We start from the raw sequence: 20,397 nt of genomic DNA, 5'->3' as shown, positions 1-20,397 counted from the left end.
AGAATGAGGGCAGACAGCATGACATCGACCTTTCATGGGGAGAGTTTCGGCCGTTGATCCGTCCGGATTCCGTCCGGCTCTGTAAACCAGGATGTCGATGTAGCGGGGCTATTGGAAGGCTTGGTAAAGGCGGCAACTCGCAGTGGCGGAGAGTCGCCACTGTCTCACTGTTGGTTACTGGTGGTGCGGCGGGCTGCGGCATCGCCCGGCCGGTGGGCATGCCGACGGTCGCCAACCTGGCAGCAAGCTGCCAACCTGACGCGATGGAGCGCCGATGACGCACGGCGCTCCGGACACTGGGCGGTCTCGGGATCGGTTGCGATTAGGAGGTGTGCGCCGATGCGCATACTCACGTGCGTCTTCAGTGCGGCGACTGCCGACTTCGATCCCCTGCGTGTCGAGCTGGAGCGGCTCGGTCACCGGGCCGACGTCGTGGTCAGCGGGGAGCTGACCCGCGCGGCCGTCGCCGCGGCGTGTGGTGCGTTGCGCGCCCGCGCCGTCGAACCGAAGATCGACGTGGTGCTCGCCTGGGGCACCGAGTCGCTGATCTTCGCCGCGCTGCTCGCCCTGGAGCTGGGCTGCCCGCTGGCGCATTCGGCGTTGGAGGCGCCGGCCGCCGCCGGCGACGGCTCGCGGGCCTGGGCCCGGCTCGTTTATCAGAGCCTTCCCGTCGACGTCCATCTGCTGTACACCCAGTCGGCGGTGGCCGAGGCCGACCGGTTCGGCTTGGCCGCCGATGCGGTGCGCCGGGTCCCGGTGGCCGGTCGGAGCCAGGTAGCAGGCGAGGTGCTGGCCGGGTGTCTGGCGGCCCGGGTGCGTTACGCGTCCCGGCCGGCCCGGGACGGCCGAAGCGGCGGTACCAGGCCTATGGGGGTAGGTTGATACCGTCTTTCCGCCCTGAAAAGTGATTCGGATCACTCCTGGGCTGGCCTCGTCCTGGTCTGACAATCGTGCGACCATGCCGCGTGGTGGACTAGCACGGGGGAAGTGCGTATGCCTGCTTTCGATAAGCCTGATGTCGATCTGGCATTAAGACTCTACGAACACATGTTTCGTGCCGGGTGTTCGGACGTGAACAACGCCGCCGAGGCTCTCGATCTCAACGGCGCCAAGCGGGAACGTGCCGTGGAGGTGCTGTCGGCGTTGCGGCTACTGGATGGCGAGGGGATCCAGCAGTCCGACGCCCTGCTCACCCCGGACGCGGCGCTACGCCGACTACTCAGCGACGAGATGGACACCTTGGACGTGGCCGCCCAGCGGGTTGCGGAGACCCAGGCCGCAGTGGCCACCCTGGTTCAGGGGTTCCTGCCGATAGACATCGTTCCGTCCGACGACATCCGGGTCGAACTTGTCCGTGACAGCGGACGGATCCGGGGCCTACTGACCGAGATCACCGACCGTGCGGTCAACGAGGTGATCTCCGTGCACCCCGGCCCGCCGCCGCCCGAGGAGGTGTTGCGGAGCGGTCTCCAACGTGACGAGATCATGTTGCGCCGGGGCATCCGTATGCGCGCGCTCTATCAGGAGCAGTACCTGCGGGTCGGTTATGCCCGGCAGTATTTGAACTCGCTGCGCAACATCGGCGCCGACGTACGCACCAGTCCGGTCGTACCAACGCGGATGATCATCTGCGACAACACGCTGGCGCTGCTAGCCGCAGTTGGTGATCAGGAAGAGTCACCAGTGCTGGCGCTGCGGGGCGGGGCCATCGTGCAACCGATCGCCCACCTGTACGACCTGGCGTGGAATCCGGGCACCGCGCTGCCGCACGACGATGAGCTGCCCCGCCCACCGCTCGACCAGCTCGCGCCGCAGCACGCCGCGCTGCTGCAGATGCTGGCCACCGGTCTCAAGGACGAGAAGATCGCCCGCAACCTGGGCGTCTCCCCACGTACGTTGAGCCGGCTCATCCGCGAGTTGATGGACGCGCTCGGGGCGCAGAGCCGTTTCCAGGGCGGGGTTCGCGCACAGGAGCTGCGCTGGTTGAGCTGAGGGCGCCGACACAGAGTTCCGGCATAGATCACTGCGCGACATTCGGGTGATCCGAGCCTGTGTTGGAGGAACCATGCCCGTCGACAAGCTGCGCCTGCTCGTCTCGTGCCCGGACCGTCCGGGCATCATCCGCGCGGTCACGCAGTTCCTGCACGACCGTGGTGCGAGCGTCCGCCAGGCCGACCAGTACACGACCAGCCCGGAGGGAGGCACGTTCCACCTGCGGATGGAGCTCGCGGTCGACGCCGTGGACCGGCCGGCCCTGGTCGGGGAGTTCGCCGCGGAGGTCGCCACGCCGTACGACATGGCCTGGCACTTCGCCGACGCCGGTCGGCCCAAGCGGATCGCGGTCCTGGTCTCCCGGACCGATCACTGCCTGCTGGATCTGCTGTGGCGCTGGCGCCGCGGTGAACTGGCCGGCGAACTGGTCCTGGTCGCCTCGAACCACCCCGACCTGCGGGACACCGTGGAGTCGTTCGGCCTGACCTTCCACCATGTGCCGGTGCCGCCCGGCGGCAAGGCGCAGGCCGAGGGGGCGCTCGCCGACGTGCTCGCTGGTGAGTGCGACGTGATCGTCCTGGCCCGGTACATGCAGATCCTCTCCGGTGCGTTCCTGGAGAAGGTACGGGTGCCGGTGATCAACATTCATCACTCGTTCCTGCCGGCGTTCGCCGGGGCCGGGCCGTACGAACGGGCCCGGCAGCGGGGCGTCAAGCTGATCGGCGCGACCGCTCACTACGTCACCGAGGATCTCGACGAGGGCCCGATCATCGAGCAGGACGTGGTGCGGGCCTCGCATCGGCACGACACCGCGGACCTGGTCCGGCTGGGCGCCGACGTCGAACGCACCGTGTTGTCTCGGGCGATCGAGTGGCACTGCGACGATCGGCTGCTGCGCCACGACAACCTGGTCCTCGTGTTCTGACCGGACCCGCAGACGACTTTGGGGCGCCCCGCAATCGGGGCGCCCCAAAGTCGTTGCGCCCTACGAGCTGCGTCGGCAGCTCTGCTGCACGGCCACGTAGAACGCGCCGTTCACCTCGTACTCACGCTGCAGGCTCACCGCCTCCGACCCCTCGATGGTCATCGACACGCGTGACTTGACGATGTCCGCTGACGCTGTGGTGGTGATGCCGTACGCCATGATCGTGTTGCCCTGCCAGCCCGGGCTGCGCAGGATCGCCCGGTACCCCTCGCCGTACGTGTCGAGGGAGTAGGTCTTGGTGACCGCGTCCCAGCCCCAGACGGCGAACTCGGTGCCGACGTAGCCGTTGGCCAGCGTGGTCGTCACGTCCCATTGCAGCCAGCGCTGTCCCTGCGAGAACTTGACGGCGGCCGACCCGGTCGCGGCGATCGGCGTGGCCCCCGGGCGGGAGTAGTTGAGTCCGGTGCAGTTCCAGACCCCCTCCAGCGGGTCGAGCCGTTCCATCTCCTGGATCGGCCAGTCGATGGTCGCCGCCCGGACGGGAGCGGCCGCCTCGGCCGGGAGCGGCGCCACGAGCGCCACCGCTACGGCGAGCAGACCCGCCGTGATCTTGAAAGAACGCATGATTCCCCCTTATATCTGTGACTTCTGCCGGACGCACTCGTCCAGCAGAAAGACGGTGAGCTGGTCGACCGTGGAGTAGTCCCACAAAGCGGTCGGGTCCAGGCTGATCGCGAGATGGTCCTCGATGTCGGCGGCCAGGGCTAGCACGACGATCGAGTCGAGGCCGTACTCGCCGAGCGGGTTACGCGGGCTGATCGGCTCCTCGACGTCGGGCAGATACGCCGCGACCCGCTCCAGCAGCCAGTCGCGCAGCGTGGCGACGGCGCCGTCGACCGAGGTCATTCCGGTGATGCTGTCCATCAGAGATTTCCCTTCACAGTGAGTGCGATGACCTGTCAGCGCAGTTGACGGGCCGAGATCCCGAAGCCGGCGCCCTGGTCGTGCCGTCGCCGCAGCTCGGTCAGGAGCGCGTCCTCCACCTCGACGGGCACGTCCCGGGTGACCGGCAAATGTGCGGCGGAGAGCCGGGTGAGCGCTGCGACCAGCCAGTCGGAGCCACCGAGGAAACCGCTGGTGGCGCGGTGCCGCAGATGAAGCTCGATGCAGGCCGAGGCGGCCAGCGCCGTCACGTACGCGGCCGCCAGCTGCCGGGTCCGTGCGGTCGCGACGATGCTCAGGTCCGCGGGCGCGAGGGCCGCGCACTGTGCGGTCAGCATCGCCAGCTCACCGGCCTGCCGCTCGACCAGCCGGCGCAGCGTGGCCGGCGCGTCCGGGCCGAGCCGGTCGGACGCGGTGGCCAGTGACCCGGCGAGCGGGTCGTGGCCGCCGGAAGTGATCGTCAGCCCGGCGAAGTCCAGCGGCGGCAGATCCGCGATCGGGGCGAACAGGCCGTCCGGGGCCGGCTCGGCGGCCCACCAGCCCCGCCGGGCCAGCAACGGCAGCTGCGGGATGAGGCTGGTCAGGCAGGCCGCCCGGGCGACGTGCCCGAACCCGACCGGCTTGAGATCCCGCGCAATCTTCTCGAAGATCGCGTTCACGCCGTCGCGCCGATAGAACTCCGAGCCCATCACCAGCACCAGCTGCTGCATGGCGTCCAGCAGCAGGCCGGAGAGCAGATACTTGACCGCCGGGGCGTAGACGCTGCCGGCCCGTGGGGCCAGGTGCAGCGCCCGGGTCGCCGCCAGCGCCAGCGCCTCGCAGACCAGCTGATCCACGAAAGCGTTGACCAGGGTGGTGCGCACCATCGGGATGGTGTCGGCGGTGCGACCGTAAAGGGTGCGCGATCGGACGTGGTCGAGCGCGGTGCGCAGACCGGTGTCCAGCAGCGCGGTGCACATCGCCGGCAGCGCGGTCCGGGTCAGCTGGTAGGCGCGGGTGGTCACCTCCATGCCCCGGCCGGGCGGCCCGAGTACCGAGCCGGCGTCGATCGGGCAGTCCCGGATCTCGATGCCGCCCAGATCCACCCCGCGCATCCCGACCGAGCGGAAGCGGGGCAGATACGTGTAGCGGCGCGGATCCAGATCGGACTTGCGCACGTAGACCTGCGAGTGGCTGCGCCGCCCCGGTCCGGGATCGGTGCGGGCGAAGAACACCACCGCGTCCGCGCGCCGCAGGTTCGACACGACCTCCTTGCGCCCGTTGAGCAGCAGCCCGCCCGCCGGCCCGGGCAGCGCCGAGAACTCCATTGCGCCGATGTCGTTGCCGTGCGCCAGCTCGTGGTATGCCGCTGCCACCCGCCCGTTGGCCAGCAGCAGCTCGGCCAAGTCGGCCCGCTGCCCGGCCGAGCCCGCCGTCCACACGTTCACCGCGCCCAGCAGGGTGCTGGAGGCATAGCCTAGGCCCAGGCACGGATCGCGCCGGTAGAGCGAGCGCATCAACTCCACCAGGTCGTCCGCTCGGGTGAAGCGTCCGCCCAGCTCGGCCGGCACCATCTCGGCCTTGAGCCCGAACTCGTCGAGCAATTCCTCGCCGGCGGGCAGCAGCTCGGCCCGCTCGTCGGCGCCCAGGATCGCCGCGTGCCCGACCGGGTTGGCCGGATCGCGCGGATCCCCGAGCAGGTTCTCCAGCGCGCCGATCCGCTCGTCGATGTCCGGAGCCAAGAAGACGTCCGCGGCCATCAGACCACCCCCGATCCTCGGGTCAGCAGCGTGGGCGCCGCCCCGTCCGGGCTGAGCAACCTATCCGCCAGCAGGTCGAAATAGTCCACCGGGGCTCCGGTGAGCTGCGCGAGCACCAGCGACAGGACACCCTGTAGCCACAGGCCCGACTGCCACCACGGCAGGGCGTGCCGCTGCGGGTTGGCCGCCCACAGGCTCACCGCGGCGGCGCCCGCGAAGCACCACTCGTACCGCTCGGCCAGGCGCATCACAGCGGTCGGCGGCAACCCGGCGCTGGGCCGGATCGTCCGCAGTTCGTCCTGGACCGCCCGGGCCGCCGCCACCAGCCGATGCGCTTCCGCCAGCACATCCGGCGGCAGGCTGCCGTCCCGCTCCAGGCCGGCGACCACCCCGGGCAGCGCCCGCACGATCGACTCGTCGGCCGGTGTCAGTCGCAGCACCGACGGGTCCAGGGCGGGCAGCGGCGTGTCCAGGTCCAGCCATCCGGGCGGCCCGACGGGACCGGCGCCGCGCTCCAGGATCCGGCTCACCGCCGGCAGGCTGGTGACCAGCGCACGGCGGTTGACCCAGGTGCTGCCGTCGAAGATGCCGACGATCTGGTGGTCGCGCTCGAGTTTGGCGAACTCGCCGTAGCCCTCGACGCCGATCAGGAACCCACGGGCCCCGAGCAGGTCGCCGAGCTGCCGCAACTGCTCGTGGACGACGCTCGGCACGAACGCCTTCGCGATGGCGGCCAGCACGCTCAGCTCGCCCGGCGCGGCCTGCGCGGCCCGGGCCGTGGTGGTGGCGACCACCTCGGCCAGAAACAGCCGGGCCACCCCCTCCCCGGCGCCGGCGCGGGCGTGTGGCAGGTCGCCGAGCCGCCGGTCGTAGAGCCGCCGTTCGGACAGGTAGCGCCGGGCCAGGGCAAGGCCGTGGTCGGCCGCGCCCAGCGACAGCGCGCTGCACGCGGTCCGGGTCCACTGCAACGCCTTGAGTACCGTCTCCAGGCCGCCTCCGACCGGGCCCACCAGAGCGTCGGCCGGCAGCGGGGCGGCGGTGAACTCCAGCCCGCTGATGTCGGCGCCGCGGATGCCGTGGGTCGACACCTTCGCTATCGGTGCGGTGGCGCCGGGCGGCATGACGCGCTTGTCGACCAGGAAGAGACTGAAGCCGCGCGGGCCGCCGGCCTCGGAGGTACGGGCGAGCACGCACATGAAGCGGCCGCGGGTGGCGTTGTTGATCGGCCACTTCCGGCCGTCCAGGCGCCAGCCCTCCGCAGTGCGGGTGGCCGACACCGTCCCGGCCAGTAGATCGCTGCCGGTGCCCTCCTCGGTCAGCCCCCACGCCACCGCCTCGCCGGCCAGCACGTGCCGGGCCAGCCGGGTGGCCTGGGCGGGGTCACCGGCCAGCCACACCGAGACCGCCCCGAGGAACGTCTTGCCGTGCGCCACCGCCACCGTCAGGTCGGTCGCGGCCGTCTCGCGCAACCGGGCGATCAGGGTGCTGAGGCCGTCCAGCCGGCCGCCGAGCGGGACCGGCACGTAGTGCGCCGGCAGTCCCGCCTCGTCCAACGCGGCGCAGGCGGCGATCGGGAACGCCGAGACTTCGTCCAGGCCCAGGCTCTCCAGCGTCACCGCAGGCCGCCGATCGTGGCCAGGGTGCGCTCGGCCGAGTAGCCGTCGGCGTGCAGGGGCTGCAGCTCGCCGGTCTGGAAGAGTGCGCGCATCGCGGAGCGCTGGATTTTGCCGCTGGTGGTGCGCCGGACCGCGCCGCGGCGCATCAGCAGCACCGCGTACGCCCGGACGCCGAACTCCCGGGACACCGTCTGGCGGATGCCGGCGATCAGGTCGGCCGCGTCCCGGCCTGCGGGCAACTTCTGCACCTCGTGCGTGACGATGAGCCGGCCGTCGGGGCTGCCGTCCCCGGCCGGGACGGTGAAGACCGCGCCGACCCGGTCGCGCAACTCCGGGTGGTGCAGACGCAGCTCCTGCTCCACGTCGTGCGGGTAGATGTTGCGGCCCCGTACGATGATCATGTCTTTGATCCGGCCGGTGACATAGACCTCGCCGTCGAGCAACGTGCCCAGGTCGCCGGTGCGCAGGAAGTCGTCGGTGTCGCCGACCCGATGGCCGAAGGCCGCCGCGGTGGCGGCCGGATTCTGCCAGTAGCCCTGCGCGACGCTGGGACCGTTCAGCCAGATCTCGCCGACCCGGCCCTCGGGCAGTTCCACTCCGGTCGCCGGGTCCACGATCCGCAGGTCGATGCCGACCGGCGCACCGCAGCTGACCAGGTCGCGGTGCTCGCCGTCGACGGCGGCCGGCACGATCCGGTTCTCGGCCAGGGCGGCCGCGTCGCAGCGCCGCACCACCGGGTCGCCGGTGGCGAACGCCGACACCACCAGGGTCGCCTCGGCCATGCCGTAGCAGGGCGAGAAGTTCTCCGCGCGGAAACCGGCGGCCGCGAACCGCTCGGTGAAGGCGCGCAGCACCGTCGGGTTGACCGGCTCGGAGCCGTTGGCGGCGTTCTGCCAGCCGGACAGGTCAAGCTCGGCGATCTCCTCGTCGGTGACCCGGTTGAGGCACAGCTCGTACGCGAAGCTGGGGCCGGCCGAGAGCTTCAGGTCGAACCGGTCGACCAGCTGCAGCCAGGTGACCGGCCGGCGCAGGAACGTCGCCGGGCTCATCAGCACGACCTGACCGCCGACCACAAGGGGCGGCAGGATGTGCCCCATCAGGCCCATGTCGTGGTAGTTCGGGATCCAGCCGCCGAACCGACTGGTCTCGTCGGTGTTCAGGCCCTCGTGCACCGAAGCCGCGTTGAGCAGCAGGTTCTCGTGGGTGATGACCACGCCCTTTGGGTCCGACGTGGACCCGGAGGTGTACTGCAGGACGGCCACGCTGTCCGGCCGTACCGGATGGATCGCCTCCGCCGCGAGCGGGAACAGCTCGGACGTGTCGGTGGCCAGGATCGCCGCGTCCAGGTCGGTCTGCTCGGCCCAGGAACGCACCGAGTCCAGCTCAGCGTCGACGGTGAGCACGCCGGATATCTGGGCGTCCCGGGCGATGTTGAGCACCCGGCGCTGGTCGTGCATGTACCGGCCGGGCATCGACGAGGGCACCGCCACCATGCCGGCGTAGAAGCAGCCGAGCAGGGCCGTGACGAAGTCACCACCGGCCGGGTAGAGCAGCAGCACGCGGGAGCCGGGCGGGGCCTGCTGGGTCAGCCAGCCGGCGATGCTCCGGGCCTGGCGATCCACATCGGCGTAAGTCCACCAGCGGATGGTGGCGTCGTCCAACGGGTCGCCGACGTAGGCGACGGCGTGACGGTCGCTCCTGCGCTCGACTATCTGGCGGAAGACTGCGGAGACTGTACGGGATTCGGGCATGGTTACGGACCCCTAGCTGTTCGACGGCTGTTGGACGGCGACCCGTTGGTGCCGGCGGGTGGCGCCGGACGGCAGAGAGCAGGCCAGCCGGCGCAGGACGCTCGCCTCGTCGGCGACGAGATAGAAGTGGCCGCCCGGGAAGACGGCCGAGTCGAAGCCGGCGCTGCTGAACCGGGACCACTGCAGCAGGTCGGCGCGGCTGACGTCCGGGTCGGCGTCACCACCCATGGCCAGCATCGGCGCTCGCACCGGCACCACCGCCGTACGGTCGTAGCCGCCGATCAGCTGGTAGTCGGCGCGGATCGTGGGCAGCACCAGCTCGAGCAGTTCCGGGGCGGCCAGCAGATCACCGAACGTGCTGTTCACCCGGCTGATCTCCGCGATCAGCGCGGCGTCGGTGAGCTTGTGCTTGTCACCCGGCTCGCGCTGGTCCGGGGCCCGGGAGCCGGAGACGGCCAGCAGGTCGACGACCGCGCCGTGGCGCCGCTGGAGCTCCAGCGTCACCTCGTAGGCGACGATCGCGCCCATGCTGTGCCCGAACAGGGTCAACGGCGAGCCGAGCAGCGCGGTCAGCTCGTCGGCGATCGGGCCGACCAGATCGGTCAGCGCCTCGGCGGCTGGCTCACGCAGCCGGTCCTGCCGGCCCGGGTACTGGACGGAGTGCACCGCCACGTCGGCCGGCAGCCGGCCCGGCCAGCTGCGGTACGCCTGAGCGGTGCCTCCCGCGTGCGGCAGGCATACGAGGTGGCTGGTCGGGTACACGACGTCGTTGCACGGCCGCAGCCATCGCGCGGACGTCTGGCTCCCCCGGACGACCATGCTGATCGCCTCCCATCGGATAGGTGGAAGCCGTAGCGAATCGCCGGGGGCTACCTGCTTTCTATAAGCGTCGATCCGTCTAGGCGGATGGGTGGACACGACGGAGCCCGAGGACAGCGGCGGGGGTCCGCCGTCCTCGGGCTCCTCGGGATGGGGGTCTGGCCACGGGACCCCATCCCGGCTCAGCCGGCCGCCACCCGGGGCCGGAGCACTCGCCACGTGACCGCGACGCTCGCGCCGATCGCCATGATCAGCGAGCCGATGATCGCGGCGGTGACCACGCCTCCGCTGAGCTGGATCGTGACGTCCGTGCCGGTCACCTGGGACAGGCCTGAGGCCATGCCGGCCAGCGGCGGGAGCGTCACCAGCAGGCCCAGCGCGATGCCGATCCCGGAGATCAGCGTGGTCTCGCCGACCACGAACCTCATCAGCTGCCGCATGGTGCCACCGGCCGACTTCATCACCGCGAAGTCGTCCTTGCGTCCGTACGCCGCCATCGCCATGTTGTTCGCCACCGCCAGGCCGCTGTAGCCGACCGCCACCACGATCAGCATCATCGCGAGGCTGGTGGTGAGGCGGGCGTCGGTGTTGTAGTCGGCCAGGGCGTAGCTCTGCGCGTCGTGCAGCGCGGCTCCGGCGGCCACCGTCTGCGGAGCGTCGGCCTGCGGGATGAAGATGGTGTCGGTGAGCGCCGCGCGGTCGTGCTGCCGGACCAGCGCCCGGGACATCACGAAGGCGCCGCGACCCGGATCGTCCGGAAGCACCCGGGAGACCTTGACCGTCTCGCTCAGGCCGTCGACGAAGCGGACGGTGACCGTCTGGCCGGCGGTAACGCCGAACATCTTCGCGGTGCTCTCACCCAGCACGGCCTCGCCCGGCTTGTCCCAGAGGGGGTCCCGTGAGCCGAGCCCGTCGATCACGGTCGGGCCCTTGCCCGGACGGTCCAGGAAGATCCGGGTCGGCAGTGCCGCCTTGCCCACCGGGTTCTGCGTCACCACCTGGTCGCTCAGACCCGGTGTGCCTTCCGGTGCTATCAGGACCTGGCCGGCCAGCTTCTTCGTCTCCCCGGCCGGGTACGCCATCCGCATCGTCTCCACCATGCCGCTGATCAGCACCGCGAACCCGACTGCCGCGATGATCGGCGCCGCCGTCGAGGCCGCCCGGCGGGTCGCGTTGAGCAGCTCGGAACGGATCAACATCGGGCCGGCCGAGGCGGACCGCCGGGTCAGCGGCGCGGTGACCAGCCGGACCACCGGGCCGATGAGGACCGGAGCGAGCAGCGCCGCCGCCACGATGAAGCACATCGCCGCGCCCATCGCCATGTTGATCCGGTCGTCCGCACCGGAGACCGCGGTCATCACCGCCAGCAGCGCGCCGAGGCCCAGCGTCCCGGCTCCGGTGAGCCACCGGGCCGGCGTCATCGCGCGCTTCTCGGACTGGGCGTCCAGGAGCGCCTCAAGCGGAGCCACCTTCGCGGCCAGTCGGCTCGCCGCCCAGGAACCGACCACGGCCACCCCGACGCCGATCAGCGTCGCGGTCAGCAGCGGCCAGGCGGACACCGAGATCGCGAAGCCGGGAGCGGTCACGTCCAGGCTCACCAGGATCGCCTTCATCAGCGGCGCGGCCGCCACCGCCAGCACCGAGCCGGCCAGCGAGCCGGCCAGGCCGACCCCGGCCGCCTCGCCGAGGATCATCCGGCGGATCTGCTTGGGCTGGGCGCCGATGGTGCGCAGCAGGCCGATCTCACGCCGCCGCTGAGCGGTCGCCAGCGCCAGGGTGGCGGCCACCACGAACACCGTCACGAACAGGCCGAGGAGGGCCATCGCCGCGATCAGTTGGGTGCCGAGGAAGCGCTTGTGCGCCACGAACTGCGGCTCCAGCGCGGACCGGGCGTCACCGGTGAGGACCGTGCCCGCGTCGCCGGTCACGGTGCCGGCCTGGTTCGCCACGACGCCGGCCCTACCTGGGTCGTCCAGCAGCGGGGCGATCGCCCGCACACCCGGATCGAGCTGCGCGGCGGCCGTGTCTGTGTAGAAGAAGCCGGGCCCGTCGACCGTGCCCGACACGGTCAGCTCTCGCAGCCCGGAGGCCAGGTTGACCTGGAGTTTGTCGCCGGGCTCGACGTTCAGTGACGCGTCCACCGCGACCTGGTCGGCAGTCTGCGGCGCGGTGCCGGCCACCAGCTTGTACGGTGCTAGCAGAGTGCTGGACCAGCCGTGCCCGGCGTCCTCGGCCGCGTCGTCGTGGACCGGCTGTCCGTTGCGGAACGCCTGGGAGTAGAAGGACCGGTCGATCACGGTTCCGTGGACTCCAGCGATCCCGCCGAGCCGGCCGGCGAGGGCCGCCGCGTCCGTTTCGCTCCACGGGATCGGATCCTTGGGGGTGCCGCTCTCGTTCGCGGCCTGGTGGGGGATGACCAGCACCGGCGCCGCCCCATAGCGTGACTGGACCTGCGGGCGTGCCGAGTCGTAGACGATTAGTGTGACGCCGATGAGGGCGACACCGAAGGCGACCGCGAGGAAGGCGGCGACGAAGGAGCGCCAGCGTTCGCGGATGTTGGCGAGTGCGAGCATGATCAGTTCTCCAGCCGGGTCATATGGGCGGCGATGAGCTGGGGGTTGGCCGGGTCGCCCCGGCGCAGCGTCACCCGATCGGCGATCCGTCCGTCCTTGAGGAAGACCACGACATCGGCGTACGAGGCGGCGACCGGATCGTGGGTCACCATGATCGTGGTCTGCTGTTCGTTGTCGACGAGCGTGCGGAGCAGGGTCAGCACCTCACCGGAGGTGGTGGTGTCGAGAGCGCCGGTCGGCTCGTCGGCAAAGAGCACGTCGGGGCGGGTGATCAGCGCGCGGGCCAGGGCCACCCGCTGCTGCTGCCCCCCGGAGAGCTGGCTGGGCTTGTGCCCGGTGCGCTCGCCGAGGCCGACCTGGGTCAGCGCGGCGCGCACCGCGGCCGGGTCGGGCCGCTTGCCGGCGAAACGCATCGGCAGCTCCACGTTCTGCGCGGCCGTCAGCGAGGCGACCAGGTTGAAGGCCTGGAAGACGAAGCCGATGTGGTCGCGGCGCAGGATCGTGCGGCGATTCTCGTCCATCGCGCCGACGTCTTGCCCGGCTACCAGGATCTGCCCGGAGGTCGGCTGGTCGAGCCCCGCCGCGCACTGCAGCAGCGTGGACTTGCCCGAGCCGGAGGGGCCCATGACAGCAGTGAAGGTGCCACGGGGGAAGGCGATGGAGACGTCGTCGAGCGCAGTCACGGCCTGGTTGCCGGATCCGTAGACCTTGCGGACGGAGTTGAGTTCAACCGCCGTCGTAACGGAGGTCATATGCGTCGTCGTCATGCCAATCATCAGACCCCACCGACCGGCTCCCGCACATTGACCCGGACTGTAGTTCTGCAGGTAGAGTCCGCTCTACTGTGCGGCCCATGCGGGATGTCCTACGGTCGTGGAGTGCAAACCCGGACAGCGTGGCAAGCGATGGCCCAGCGCCCATTCGGATTCCTGTTCACCTCCTGGCCGTGGCGCGCTCTCGCGTACCTGATCTCCGGTGTCCTGCTCGGTGCGGTGACTCTCGGGATCCTGGCCGTGTTGATCGCGGCCGGCGTGATCTCTCTCGTCATCCTGGTCGGGCTGGTGCTGTTGCTCGCGACCGCCCTGTCCGGCCTCGCCGTGGCCCGCCTGGAGCGCTGGCGGATGCGGCTGGTGGACATGGACCGCACCGACGACCCTCACCAGGCGCCGGCCGCCCCCGGTTTCCGAGCCTGGCTGCGGACCCGGCTGACCGAGCCGGCGACGTGGCGCGAGCTCGCTTTCACCGTCATCTCCACCACCGCCCTGTGCTGGCTGGACCTTGTGGTGCTGGCGTTCGCGTTCGCGCTGCCGTGGATCTGCATCCAGGCCGCGGTTCAGGATCCGGCGGTGTGGCCGTGGGCGATCATCGGTGTACTGCTGCTGTCGGCGTGGCCGTACTCCATCACCGCGTGGGCCGGCGCGCGCGCCGCGCTCACCCGGATCATCCTGTCGCCGCGCGACCAGGAGCTCGGTGAGCAGCTCACCGAGGTGAGTCGGTCCCGGGCCCGGCTGGTCGGCGCGTTCGAGGCGGAACGTGCCCGCATCGAGCGCGATCTGCATGACGGCGCCCAGCAACGGCTCGTGTCGCTCAGCATGCGGCTCGGGGTGATGCAGCTGGACACCGAGCCGGACTCCCCGTTGCACCGGCGGATCGGCGAGGCGCAGGAGCAGCTGTCGATTGCCCTGGCGGAGCTGCGCGACCTGGTGCACGGGCTCAACCCGCAGGTGCTCGCGGACAACGGCCTGGTCGCCGCGATCGAGGAAAATACCAGCCGGTTCACGATTCCGGTGACCGTCGACGTGCAGCTGCCGGCCCGGCTGCCGCAATCCGTCGAGCTGGCCGCGTACTACGTGGTCACCGAGGCGATGACTAACATCGCCAAGCACAGCGGCGCGACCAAGGCCCGGATCACCGGGCGGCACCATGCCGACGTGCTGACCCTACAGATCACCGACAACGGCGTCGGTGGCGCCTACCAGGGTGGCGGAACCGGAATGACCGGTCTCGCCGACCGGGTCGGCGTCCTCGACGGCCGCATGCGCGTCTCCAGCCCGCCTGGCGGCCCCACCATCATCCACGTGGAGATACCGTGCCCCTTCGTATAGTCGTCGCCGAGGACTCGTCTCTGCTGCGGGAAGGCCTCGTCGGCATACTGAGCCGTTTCGGTCACGAGACCATCGCGGCGGTCGCTGACGCCGATGCCGTGGTGGAGGCGGTGCACGCGGACCAACCCGACCTGTTGATCACCGACGTGCGGATGCCGCCGCACCACTCCGATGACGGATTGCGTGCTGCTGTGGCGCTCCGCGATGCCTTGCCCGGCCTGCCGGTGCTGGTGCTCAGCCAATACGTGGAGCAGTCGTACGCCGCCAAACTGCTCGACTCCGGCGACGGGGCCGGGGTGGGGTACCTGCTCAAGGACCGGGTCGGCGCGGTCGCCGACTTCATGAGTGCGGTGGACCAGGTGGCGGCCGGCGAGACGGTGGTCGACCCGGCCGTGGTCCGCCAGCTCATCCGCCGCCGGCAGGATCCGCTTGAGCGGCTCAGCCCCCGTGAGCAGGAGGTTCTGGCCCTCATGGCGGAGGGCCGCTCGAACGCCTACATCGGGGCGAAGCTGCGCGTCAGCGATGCCGCGGTGAACAAGCACATCGGCGGCATCTTCAACAAACTCGAACTCCCGGTCGCCACCGACGGGCACCGTCGCGTGCTCGCCGTCCTCGCCTACCTGCGCGCCTGAACACCGTGACCTGGTCTGAACCGGTTCGCCCGAGGTGCCACCCGGGAACCTCTCGCCTCCGGCGGCTACGGATCAGAAGGTTAGGGGTTCGAGTCCCTTCGGGCGCACAAGATTATAAGGGGTCTGACCTGCCGAAATGGCAGTCAGGCCCCTTCGCTTTTCCGTCCCTTGTGGTCGGTTGGGTGCTCGGTGGGTGCTCGTGCGACGAGCATCCCTCACGTCCGGTCCTGTCCGACGGCCCGTTGCTGCGTCCGAGCGCGTCCCTGGTCACGCCGGCCGCGGGTGCATGTCGCAGTGGCGAACCTCTTGTTGTGCAGGCTCCGGTCCCTGCCTTCCGTGGGGTTAGTCCTTGTCGCTCTGCTGCGCGAAGCGGCCCTAAAGGACGTCTCGTAACTCGGCGTTCGGTCCATGGTGGATCATGTTGGGGTGCAGGTAATCTCAGCGGCCCGCCAGGAGTGGATCTTCCCGTTCACGGGGCTGCAGCCCGCCCAGTTCCGCAGACTGGTCAGGTTGGTCGCCGAGCGTGGTGGTGATGCGATCGCTGATGGTCGGCCGGGCCGGCAGTGGTCTCTCGACCTCGCCGACCGGGTGTTGCTGGTGGCCGCATACTGGCGCACGAACCTGACGATGCGGCAGATCGGTCCGCTGTTCGGGGTGTCGCACTCCGCCGCGCACCGGGTCATCGACACCCTCGGCCCTCTGCTCGCTCTCACTCCGGGGCGGCGGCGTCGGGTCGAGCAGATCACCATCGTCGACGGCACCCTCGTCCCGACCCGGGACCACCGTCTGGCCGCCCCGAGCAAGAACTACCGCTACAGCACGAACCTGCAGGTCGCTATCGACGCCCACACCCGCCTCGTCGTGGCTCTCGGCGATCCACAACCCGGCAACCGCAACGACACCATCGTCTACCGCACCTCCGGCATCAACCAGAAACTGACCGGAAGGCCGGTCATGGCCGACGGCGCCTACCGCGGCAACCCGGAGGTGATCATCCCGTACCGCAAGCCCGCCGACGGCAGCGAGCTACCCGATTGGCAGAAGGAGCTGAACAGGCAACACCGCACCGTCCGCGCCCAGGTCGAACACGCCCTGGCCCGCATGAAGACCTTTCCACAACATCATCCTCACGGGGTGACCCAGCACCGGTGCCGGGCAAAGCCTTCACCGAGTTACGAGACGTCCTTTAGTGGCCGCGCCGACCAGGCTGTGTGACCTCGGGATCCTCCGCATCGCGGAAGCGCGTGCTGGAACCGAGGGGTTCCGTCATGGGGTATACGACCGGTAGCCTTTGCTGCATGCACACCTACCGTGTGCAGGGATGCTTCGCGTGGGGGCTCATCCCCCCTCGGACACCAGTTTTCGTGGAGATTCGCGCAAGATCGACCGGCAACGGCGGGGCAGCGGATCACCACCAGCAGCATCCATGCTCATGACGAACCTCGGGGGACGCCCCCGCCTGCGCTGACACTGGCGCGGCCACATTGGCGGGAACGGCCGTGAGCCGCCGACCGCTCCCTCCCCGCTGGCACGACGAGCAGCTCGTCGAGGCGCTCGTGCCCACCCCACTGCCGGTCGCGCCGCCGCAGCCGGCACCCATGCCGACCCTGCCGCCGCCCGCTGACCAGACCTCCGGCGGGGTGTTGTTCGACGTCGCCCGCCCCGATTCCGCGGGTCGGGTGACCGCCCGCCCGCTGCTGCGCGCCCTGGGTTGGACGCCTGGCCTCGCCCTGCGCGTCGACGTCGTGCACGCCGCGCTGCTCATCGCCCCTGCCGTTGACGGGGAGCACGTCGTGGGCGCCCGTGAAGAGCTTCCCCTGCCGGCCGCCGCCCGCCACCTGTGCGGCATCACTCCCGGTCAACCGGTGCTCCTGGCCGCCTTCCGCGGCCGAGACCTGATCGTCGTGCACCCCTCAAACACCATCACCACGCTCCTGGCCGACCTGCACGCCCACATCCTCGGAGCACTCGATGAGCGCTGACCCCGACCGCATCACCATCGCCCGAGCGCGGCTCGACCATCTCGGCCTCACCGCCGCCGACCTCACCGACACCACCAGCCGCGCGGTGCCGACAATCGCCGAATACCTGCCCCGCGTCGAAGCGGCGGCGAGCCCCGGCACCCGGCGCGGCTACCGAAGCTACTGGAACCGCATGGCCGCGACCCTCGGCGACCGCCGCCTCGATACGGTCACCGCAAGCGACATCGAAGCCCTCATGCGCCAGGCCACCGCCGGCGCCCGCTCCCGCCGCAACTCCCGTCACGGTCGGCACGCCGGCGAGCATTTCGTCGCCGCCGCCCGCGCCTTCTACACCCGGGCTATCGCCGACGGCTACATCACGGCCGTAGACAGCCCCGCCCACCGGGTGCGCAAGCCCCGCCGGCTGCCCAACACCCGCCGCGCCCTCACCCCGATAGAACTGGAGGAGATCAACCGCGCCGCCCGCAGCGGCGGCAACGACATCATCCTCGACGCCCTGCTGCTGCGCCTGCACACCGAAACCGCCTGCCGCCGCGGAGGTGCCTTGGCGCTGCGCCTGATCGACCTCGATACCGACCACGCCCTGATCCGGCTCACCGAAAAGGGCGGCACCCAACGGTGGCAACCCATCACCCCGATGCTCGCCGAACGCCTCCTCGATCACGCCAACGCCCGCGGCGCCGTCGCGCCCACCGACAAGCTCCTGCGCTACCGCAACGGCCAACCCGCCAGCTACCGCCGCTACGACCTGCTGTGGAAACGCATCGGGCGTCAGCTCCCGTGGGTCGCCGCGCAGGGCATCTCCACCCACTGGCTACGCCACACCACCCTCACCTGGGTCGAACGGCGCTTCGGCTACGGGATAGCCCGCGCCTACGCCGGCCACACCGACAGCCGCGGACCCGCCACCACCACCTACATCAAAGCCGACCTCCACGCCGTCGCCACCGCCCTGGTCGCCCTCACCGGCCAACCCCACCCGCTAGTGCCGTGACCACGAACGTTCAGGGTGTTGGGGTCAGGCTGCGTGGGTGGTGGGTTGGCCCCATCGTCGTTGTCGTTCGCTGCGGATTCGGGCGCGTTCGCGGCGTTGGGCGGCGAGAACGTCGGGGTGGCGGGCGTTGGCGTTGCGCCACCGCAGGTAGGTCTGTAGCCGACGCGCCAGGACGGTGTGGTTGGGGTGGTTCGAGCCGGCGATGACGAAGGTGCGTAGCGGCCCGAACTGGGCTTCGATCGGGTTGGCCCAGGAGGCGTAGGTCGGGGTGAAGCAGAGTTCGACCTTGCTCCGGGCGGCCCACCTGCGGATCTTGAGCCCTTTGTGCGCGGACAGGTTGTCCAGGATCACGTAGATCGGTGCCCCGTCGGGTCGAGAGGCCCGGATCGACTTGAGCGCCGCCAGGGTGTTGCCGGCGCTCTTTCGCCGCCGGACGACACCCCAGAGCTGGTCGTCACCGACTGAGTAGCAGCCGTGGAACTGCCGGACGCCGTGCAGCTTGTGGTAGTTCGCGGGCAACCGGTGCGGGTGCCCCGCCGGTGCCCAACCTGCGCCGGCCTGCGGACGGATCACCAGGGGCCCGAACTCGTCGAACGCGAACACCCGCTGCGGGAAACAGGTACTCACGTACTCGATCCGGGCCAGTTTGGCGTCCCGGTGCGGATCGATGGACTCCTTCCACGTCTTGGTCCGTTGGAAGGTGATCCGGTGTCGGTGCAGGATCTGCCGCAGCCGTTCCCGCTCGATCCGGACCCGTCGAGCGGAGTGGACGCGCAGGTGATCGGCGAGCTTGCGGATGCTCCAACGGGTGAACGGTCGCCCCAGCTTCTCGGGGCGGGTGTTGGCCGTCTCGACGATGAACTGCTCTTCGTCAGGACTGATCTGGCGGGGACGGCCACCCGCCCACTGAGGGTCCAGGCTGGCCATCCCCATCTCGTTGAACCGGTGGACGACCTGCCGGATCGTGTCCTCATCGGCTTGCACGAGACGGGCGATCGCCGGCACCGTGTTCCCACCAGCGGACGCGAGCACGACCATCGCTCGCCGCAGTCGGATCGGTGAACCGGTGCCCCGGCGGGTGATTCTGAGCAGCTGCTGACCCTCCAGGTCACTCAGCCGCCGCACGCGTACAGGATCTGCCACCGCCACAGCCTGACCCCCACGACGCCGCCCGACCAGCAGGCCGGACGGCGTGTCAACCAACACCGTGAACGTTCGTGGTCAAGGCACTAGCAGTTGGTCGTGATCGTTTGGCTGGCTGTGGACTCTGATCAACGCGGCGGCCGGCCTGGGTGTGCTGTTGCCGCACCTTGGCCATGTGGTCGTCGATGCCGTGATACACACGGCGGTAAGCACTCGGATTCTGACGCGACCGCCGTACGGCTACGCTCGACGACCGGCGGGCAGCAGGTGGTCCTTGCCGGCTACCTGCCGGCCACAGCGGAGTTCGCCATGGTCGACGCGGAACCGGCACCGTCGGTGGAGCCGTTCGGGCTGCTGGTCAGCGGCGTCGCCGGCGATGTAGTTGCCGGACAGGGGACATGCCGGCGGCGTAGCTGCACGGGGACACGCCAGCTCGGCGTCCCGGGCAGTCAGTCGGTGCTGTTGTCGCCGCCGCCGAGGCGCAGCATGGCGCGGTAGAGCTGTCCGGGAGTCAGGGGCGGTTCGGGGAGCGGGCGGGCGCGCTCAGCGCGGAACCCGTCGAGCATCAGGTACAGGTGGCGGCGCCAGGCGTGCGGGGCGATCCCGTCGGTCGCCTCGATGATCCGGCTGTGGGACCAGATGACGAAGGCGAGGTCCTCGGGTACCAGGTCGGCTCGTAGGCGGCCCTGTTCTCGCGCCCGTTCGACGATGCGTACACCGAGGTCGTGGACGCGGGTCTGCTGGCCGGCCAGGCAGGCATCCTCTGGCAGCCGGATCGAGGCGAAGTCGTTGAAGCCGCGGTCGCGGGCCTGCAGTTCGCACATGGTTTCCAGGAACAGGCGGAGCCCTTCCCACGCGTCGTCCATGCTCAGGGCTTGTTCGGCTGCGGCGATCCAGGTCGCGAGTTTGCCGGCGAATACCTCTTGCACCAGGTCCAGCCGGGCGGGGAAGTGGTTGTAGAGGGTGCCGATGGCCACCCCTGCACGCTTGGCGACCTGCTCCAGCGACGCCTGCATCCCCTGCTCGGCGAACGTGGCCCGGGCGGCGGCCAGTAGCGACTCGCGATTGCGCTGGGCATCGCGGCGCAGCGGGCGGGCGGGCGCGGAGACCGGGGTCGCGGCTGGTGCACGGTCAGGGGGCATACCCCACAGTCTATCAATTTGAGGGGTACCTCGACTTTCGTG

General features: G+C 70.2%; 18 protein-coding genes. 8 read left to right on the top strand and 10 right to left on the bottom strand.

The window, feature by feature from the left end; all coding sequences use genetic code 11:
• Positions 1-339: 339 nt before the first annotated feature.
• From ACQP2H_RS20375 to purU, 3 genes are all read left to right on the top strand, one after another.
• Positions 340-882 (top strand): hypothetical protein, encoded by a 543-nt coding sequence (locus tag ACQP2H_RS20375; protein WP_219463542.1) that lies wholly within the window; start codon positions 340-342, stop codon positions 880-882.
• Between the two features lie 189 nt (positions 883-1,071).
• Complete coding sequence (locus ACQP2H_RS20370) at positions 1,072-1,992, top strand: LuxR C-terminal-related transcriptional regulator (protein ID WP_219463541.1); 921 nt, start codon at positions 1,072-1,074, stop codon at positions 1,990-1,992.
• A 73-nt stretch (positions 1,993-2,065) separates the two neighbouring features.
• Positions 2,066-2,917: a formyltetrahydrofolate deformylase gene (gene purU, locus ACQP2H_RS20365; protein ID WP_219463538.1), complete on the top strand. Its 852-nt coding sequence runs from the start codon at positions 2,066-2,068 to the stop codon at positions 2,915-2,917.
• Positions 2,918-2,977: 60 nt separating this feature from the next.
• On the opposite strand, the gene ACQP2H_RS20360 is transcribed toward purU, so the two are convergent.
• The 8 genes from ACQP2H_RS20360 to ACQP2H_RS20325 form a co-directional block, all read right to left on the bottom strand.
• Positions 2,978-3,541, bottom strand: a complete 564-nt coding sequence (locus ACQP2H_RS20360; RefSeq protein ID WP_219463536.1) for a DUF1579 family protein — start codon at positions 3,539-3,541, stop codon at positions 2,978-2,980.
• A 9-nt stretch (positions 3,542-3,550) separates the two neighbouring features.
• The gene (locus ACQP2H_RS20355; protein WP_219463534.1) at positions 3,551-3,841 is read right to left on the bottom strand and encodes an acyl carrier protein; all 291 of its coding nucleotides are present in this window, start codon (positions 3,839-3,841) and stop codon (positions 3,551-3,553) included.
• A gap of 35 nt (positions 3,842-3,876) precedes the next feature.
• Positions 3,877-5,598, bottom strand: a complete 1,722-nt coding sequence (locus ACQP2H_RS20350) for an acyl-CoA dehydrogenase (RefSeq protein WP_219463532.1) — start codon at positions 5,596-5,598, stop codon at positions 3,877-3,879.
• Positions 5,598-7,214, bottom strand: a complete 1,617-nt coding sequence (locus ACQP2H_RS20345) for an acyl-CoA dehydrogenase family protein (protein ID WP_219463531.1) — start codon at positions 7,212-7,214, stop codon at positions 5,598-5,600. Before ACQP2H_RS20345 ends, ACQP2H_RS20350 begins: the two co-directional genes overlap by 1 nt.
• Positions 7,211-8,965 carry a fatty acyl-AMP ligase gene (locus ACQP2H_RS20340; protein WP_219463530.1) on the bottom strand — a complete coding sequence of 585 codons (1,755 nt, stop codon included), beginning with the start codon at positions 8,963-8,965 and terminating at the stop codon, positions 7,211-7,213. The genes ACQP2H_RS20345 and ACQP2H_RS20340 overlap by 4 nt, the downstream gene beginning before the upstream one ends.
• A gap of 12 nt (positions 8,966-8,977) precedes the next feature.
• Positions 8,978-9,784, bottom strand: coding sequence for a thioesterase II family protein (locus ACQP2H_RS20335; RefSeq protein ID WP_219463528.1), 807 nt, complete (start codon positions 9,782-9,784; stop codon positions 8,978-8,980).
• Between the two features lie 182 nt (positions 9,785-9,966).
• Entirely contained in the window at positions 9,967-12,357 is a 2,391-nt protein-coding gene (locus tag ACQP2H_RS20330; RefSeq protein ID WP_219463526.1) for an ABC transporter permease, read from the bottom strand.
• A 2-nt stretch (positions 12,358-12,359) separates the two neighbouring features.
• Positions 12,360-13,109: an ABC transporter ATP-binding protein gene (locus ACQP2H_RS20325; protein ID WP_219470168.1), complete on the bottom strand. Its 750-nt coding sequence runs from the start codon at positions 13,107-13,109 to the stop codon at positions 12,360-12,362.
• Between the two features lie 153 nt (positions 13,110-13,262).
• On the opposite strand from ACQP2H_RS20325, the gene ACQP2H_RS20320 reads away from it, so the two are divergent.
• The 5 genes from ACQP2H_RS20320 (at position 13,263) to ACQP2H_RS20300 (ending at position 18,070) form a co-directional block, all read left to right on the top strand.
• Complete coding sequence (locus tag ACQP2H_RS20320) at positions 13,263-14,462, top strand: sensor histidine kinase (protein WP_255597650.1); 1,200 nt, start codon at positions 13,263-13,265, stop codon at positions 14,460-14,462.
• A complete protein-coding gene (locus tag ACQP2H_RS20315; protein ID WP_219470164.1) occupies positions 14,459-15,094 on the top strand; it encodes a response regulator transcription factor in 636 nt (211 codons plus the stop codon). Before ACQP2H_RS20320 ends, ACQP2H_RS20315 begins: the two co-directional genes overlap by 4 nt.
• Before the next feature lie 426 nt (positions 15,095-15,520).
• On the top strand, positions 15,521-16,309 hold the full coding sequence (locus ACQP2H_RS20310) for a transposase family protein (protein WP_374197509.1): 789 nt from the start codon (positions 15,521-15,523) through the stop codon (positions 16,307-16,309).
• A 284-nt stretch (positions 16,310-16,593) separates the two neighbouring features.
• Positions 16,594-17,076 carry a hypothetical protein gene (locus tag ACQP2H_RS20305; RefSeq protein WP_219463524.1) on the top strand — a complete coding sequence of 161 codons (483 nt, stop codon included), beginning with the start codon at positions 16,594-16,596 and terminating at the stop codon, positions 17,074-17,076.
• Positions 17,066-18,070, top strand: a complete 1,005-nt coding sequence (locus ACQP2H_RS20300; protein ID WP_219463522.1) for a tyrosine-type recombinase/integrase — start codon at positions 17,066-17,068, stop codon at positions 18,068-18,070. Before ACQP2H_RS20305 ends, ACQP2H_RS20300 begins: the two co-directional genes overlap by 11 nt.
• 24 nt (positions 18,071-18,094) lie before the next feature.
• Here ACQP2H_RS20300 and ACQP2H_RS20295 read toward each other — a convergent pair whose 3' ends face one another.
• Both ACQP2H_RS20295 and ACQP2H_RS20290 read right to left on the bottom strand, forming a co-directional pair.
• Positions 18,095-19,213, bottom strand: a complete 1,119-nt coding sequence (locus ACQP2H_RS20295; RefSeq protein WP_357537626.1) for an IS630 family transposase — start codon at positions 19,211-19,213, stop codon at positions 18,095-18,097.
• 449 nt (positions 19,214-19,662) lie between these two features.
• Complete coding sequence (locus tag ACQP2H_RS20290) at positions 19,663-20,355, bottom strand: TetR/AcrR family transcriptional regulator (RefSeq protein ID WP_255597649.1); 693 nt, start codon at positions 20,353-20,355, stop codon at positions 19,663-19,665.
• Positions 20,356-20,397: the final 42 nt, after the last annotated feature.

Origin of the sequence: Micromonospora sp. CA-248260, from assembly GCF_050942205.1 — a bacterium.
In the GTDB taxonomy this organism is placed as follows: Bacteria; Actinomycetota; Actinomycetes; order Mycobacteriales; family Micromonosporaceae; genus Micromonospora; species Micromonospora antibiotica.
Note: the sequence above shows the minus strand (reverse complement) of the source record. Positions and strands in the feature narration are given on the sequence as shown.

What these genes read in the sequence shown, in the direction of transcription:
- ACQP2H_RS20320 (WP_255597650.1), top strand. Translation starts at nt 13,263, where the DNA reads ATGGCCCAGCGCCCATTCGGATTCCTGTTCACCTCCTGGCCGTGGCGC.
- ACQP2H_RS20335 (WP_219463528.1), bottom strand. Translation starts at nt 9,784, where the DNA reads ATGGTCGTCCGGGGGAGCCAGACGTCCGCGCGATGGCTGCGGCCGTGC.
- ACQP2H_RS20340 (WP_219463530.1), bottom strand. Translation starts at nt 8,965, where the DNA reads ATGCCCGAATCCCGTACAGTCTCCGCAGTCTTCCGCCAGATAGTCGAG.
- ACQP2H_RS20290 (WP_255597649.1), bottom strand. Translation starts at nt 20,355, where the DNA reads ATGCCCCCTGACCGTGCACCAGCCGCGACCCCGGTCTCCGCGCCCGCC.
- ACQP2H_RS20360 (WP_219463536.1), bottom strand. Translation starts at nt 3,541, where the DNA reads ATGCGTTCTTTCAAGATCACGGCGGGTCTGCTCGCCGTAGCGGTGGCG.
- ACQP2H_RS20330 (WP_219463526.1), bottom strand. Translation starts at nt 12,357, where the DNA reads ATGCTCGCACTCGCCAACATCCGCGAACGCTGGCGCTCCTTCGTCGCC.
- ACQP2H_RS20350 (WP_219463532.1), bottom strand. Translation starts at nt 5,598, where the DNA reads ATGGCCGCGGACGTCTTCTTGGCTCCGGACATCGACGAGCGGATCGGC.
- ACQP2H_RS20375 (WP_219463542.1), top strand. Translation starts at nt 340, where the DNA reads ATGCGCATACTCACGTGCGTCTTCAGTGCGGCGACTGCCGACTTCGAT.
- ACQP2H_RS20355 (WP_219463534.1), bottom strand. Translation starts at nt 3,841, where the DNA reads ATGGACAGCATCACCGGAATGACCTCGGTCGACGGCGCCGTCGCCACG.
- purU (WP_219463538.1), top strand. Translation starts at nt 2,066, where the DNA reads ATGCCCGTCGACAAGCTGCGCCTGCTCGTCTCGTGCCCGGACCGTCCG.
- ACQP2H_RS20300 (WP_219463522.1), top strand. Translation starts at nt 17,066, where the DNA reads ATGAGCGCTGACCCCGACCGCATCACCATCGCCCGAGCGCGGCTCGAC.
- ACQP2H_RS20325 (WP_219470168.1), bottom strand. Translation starts at nt 13,109, where the DNA reads ATGACCTCCGTTACGACGGCGGTTGAACTCAACTCCGTCCGCAAGGTC.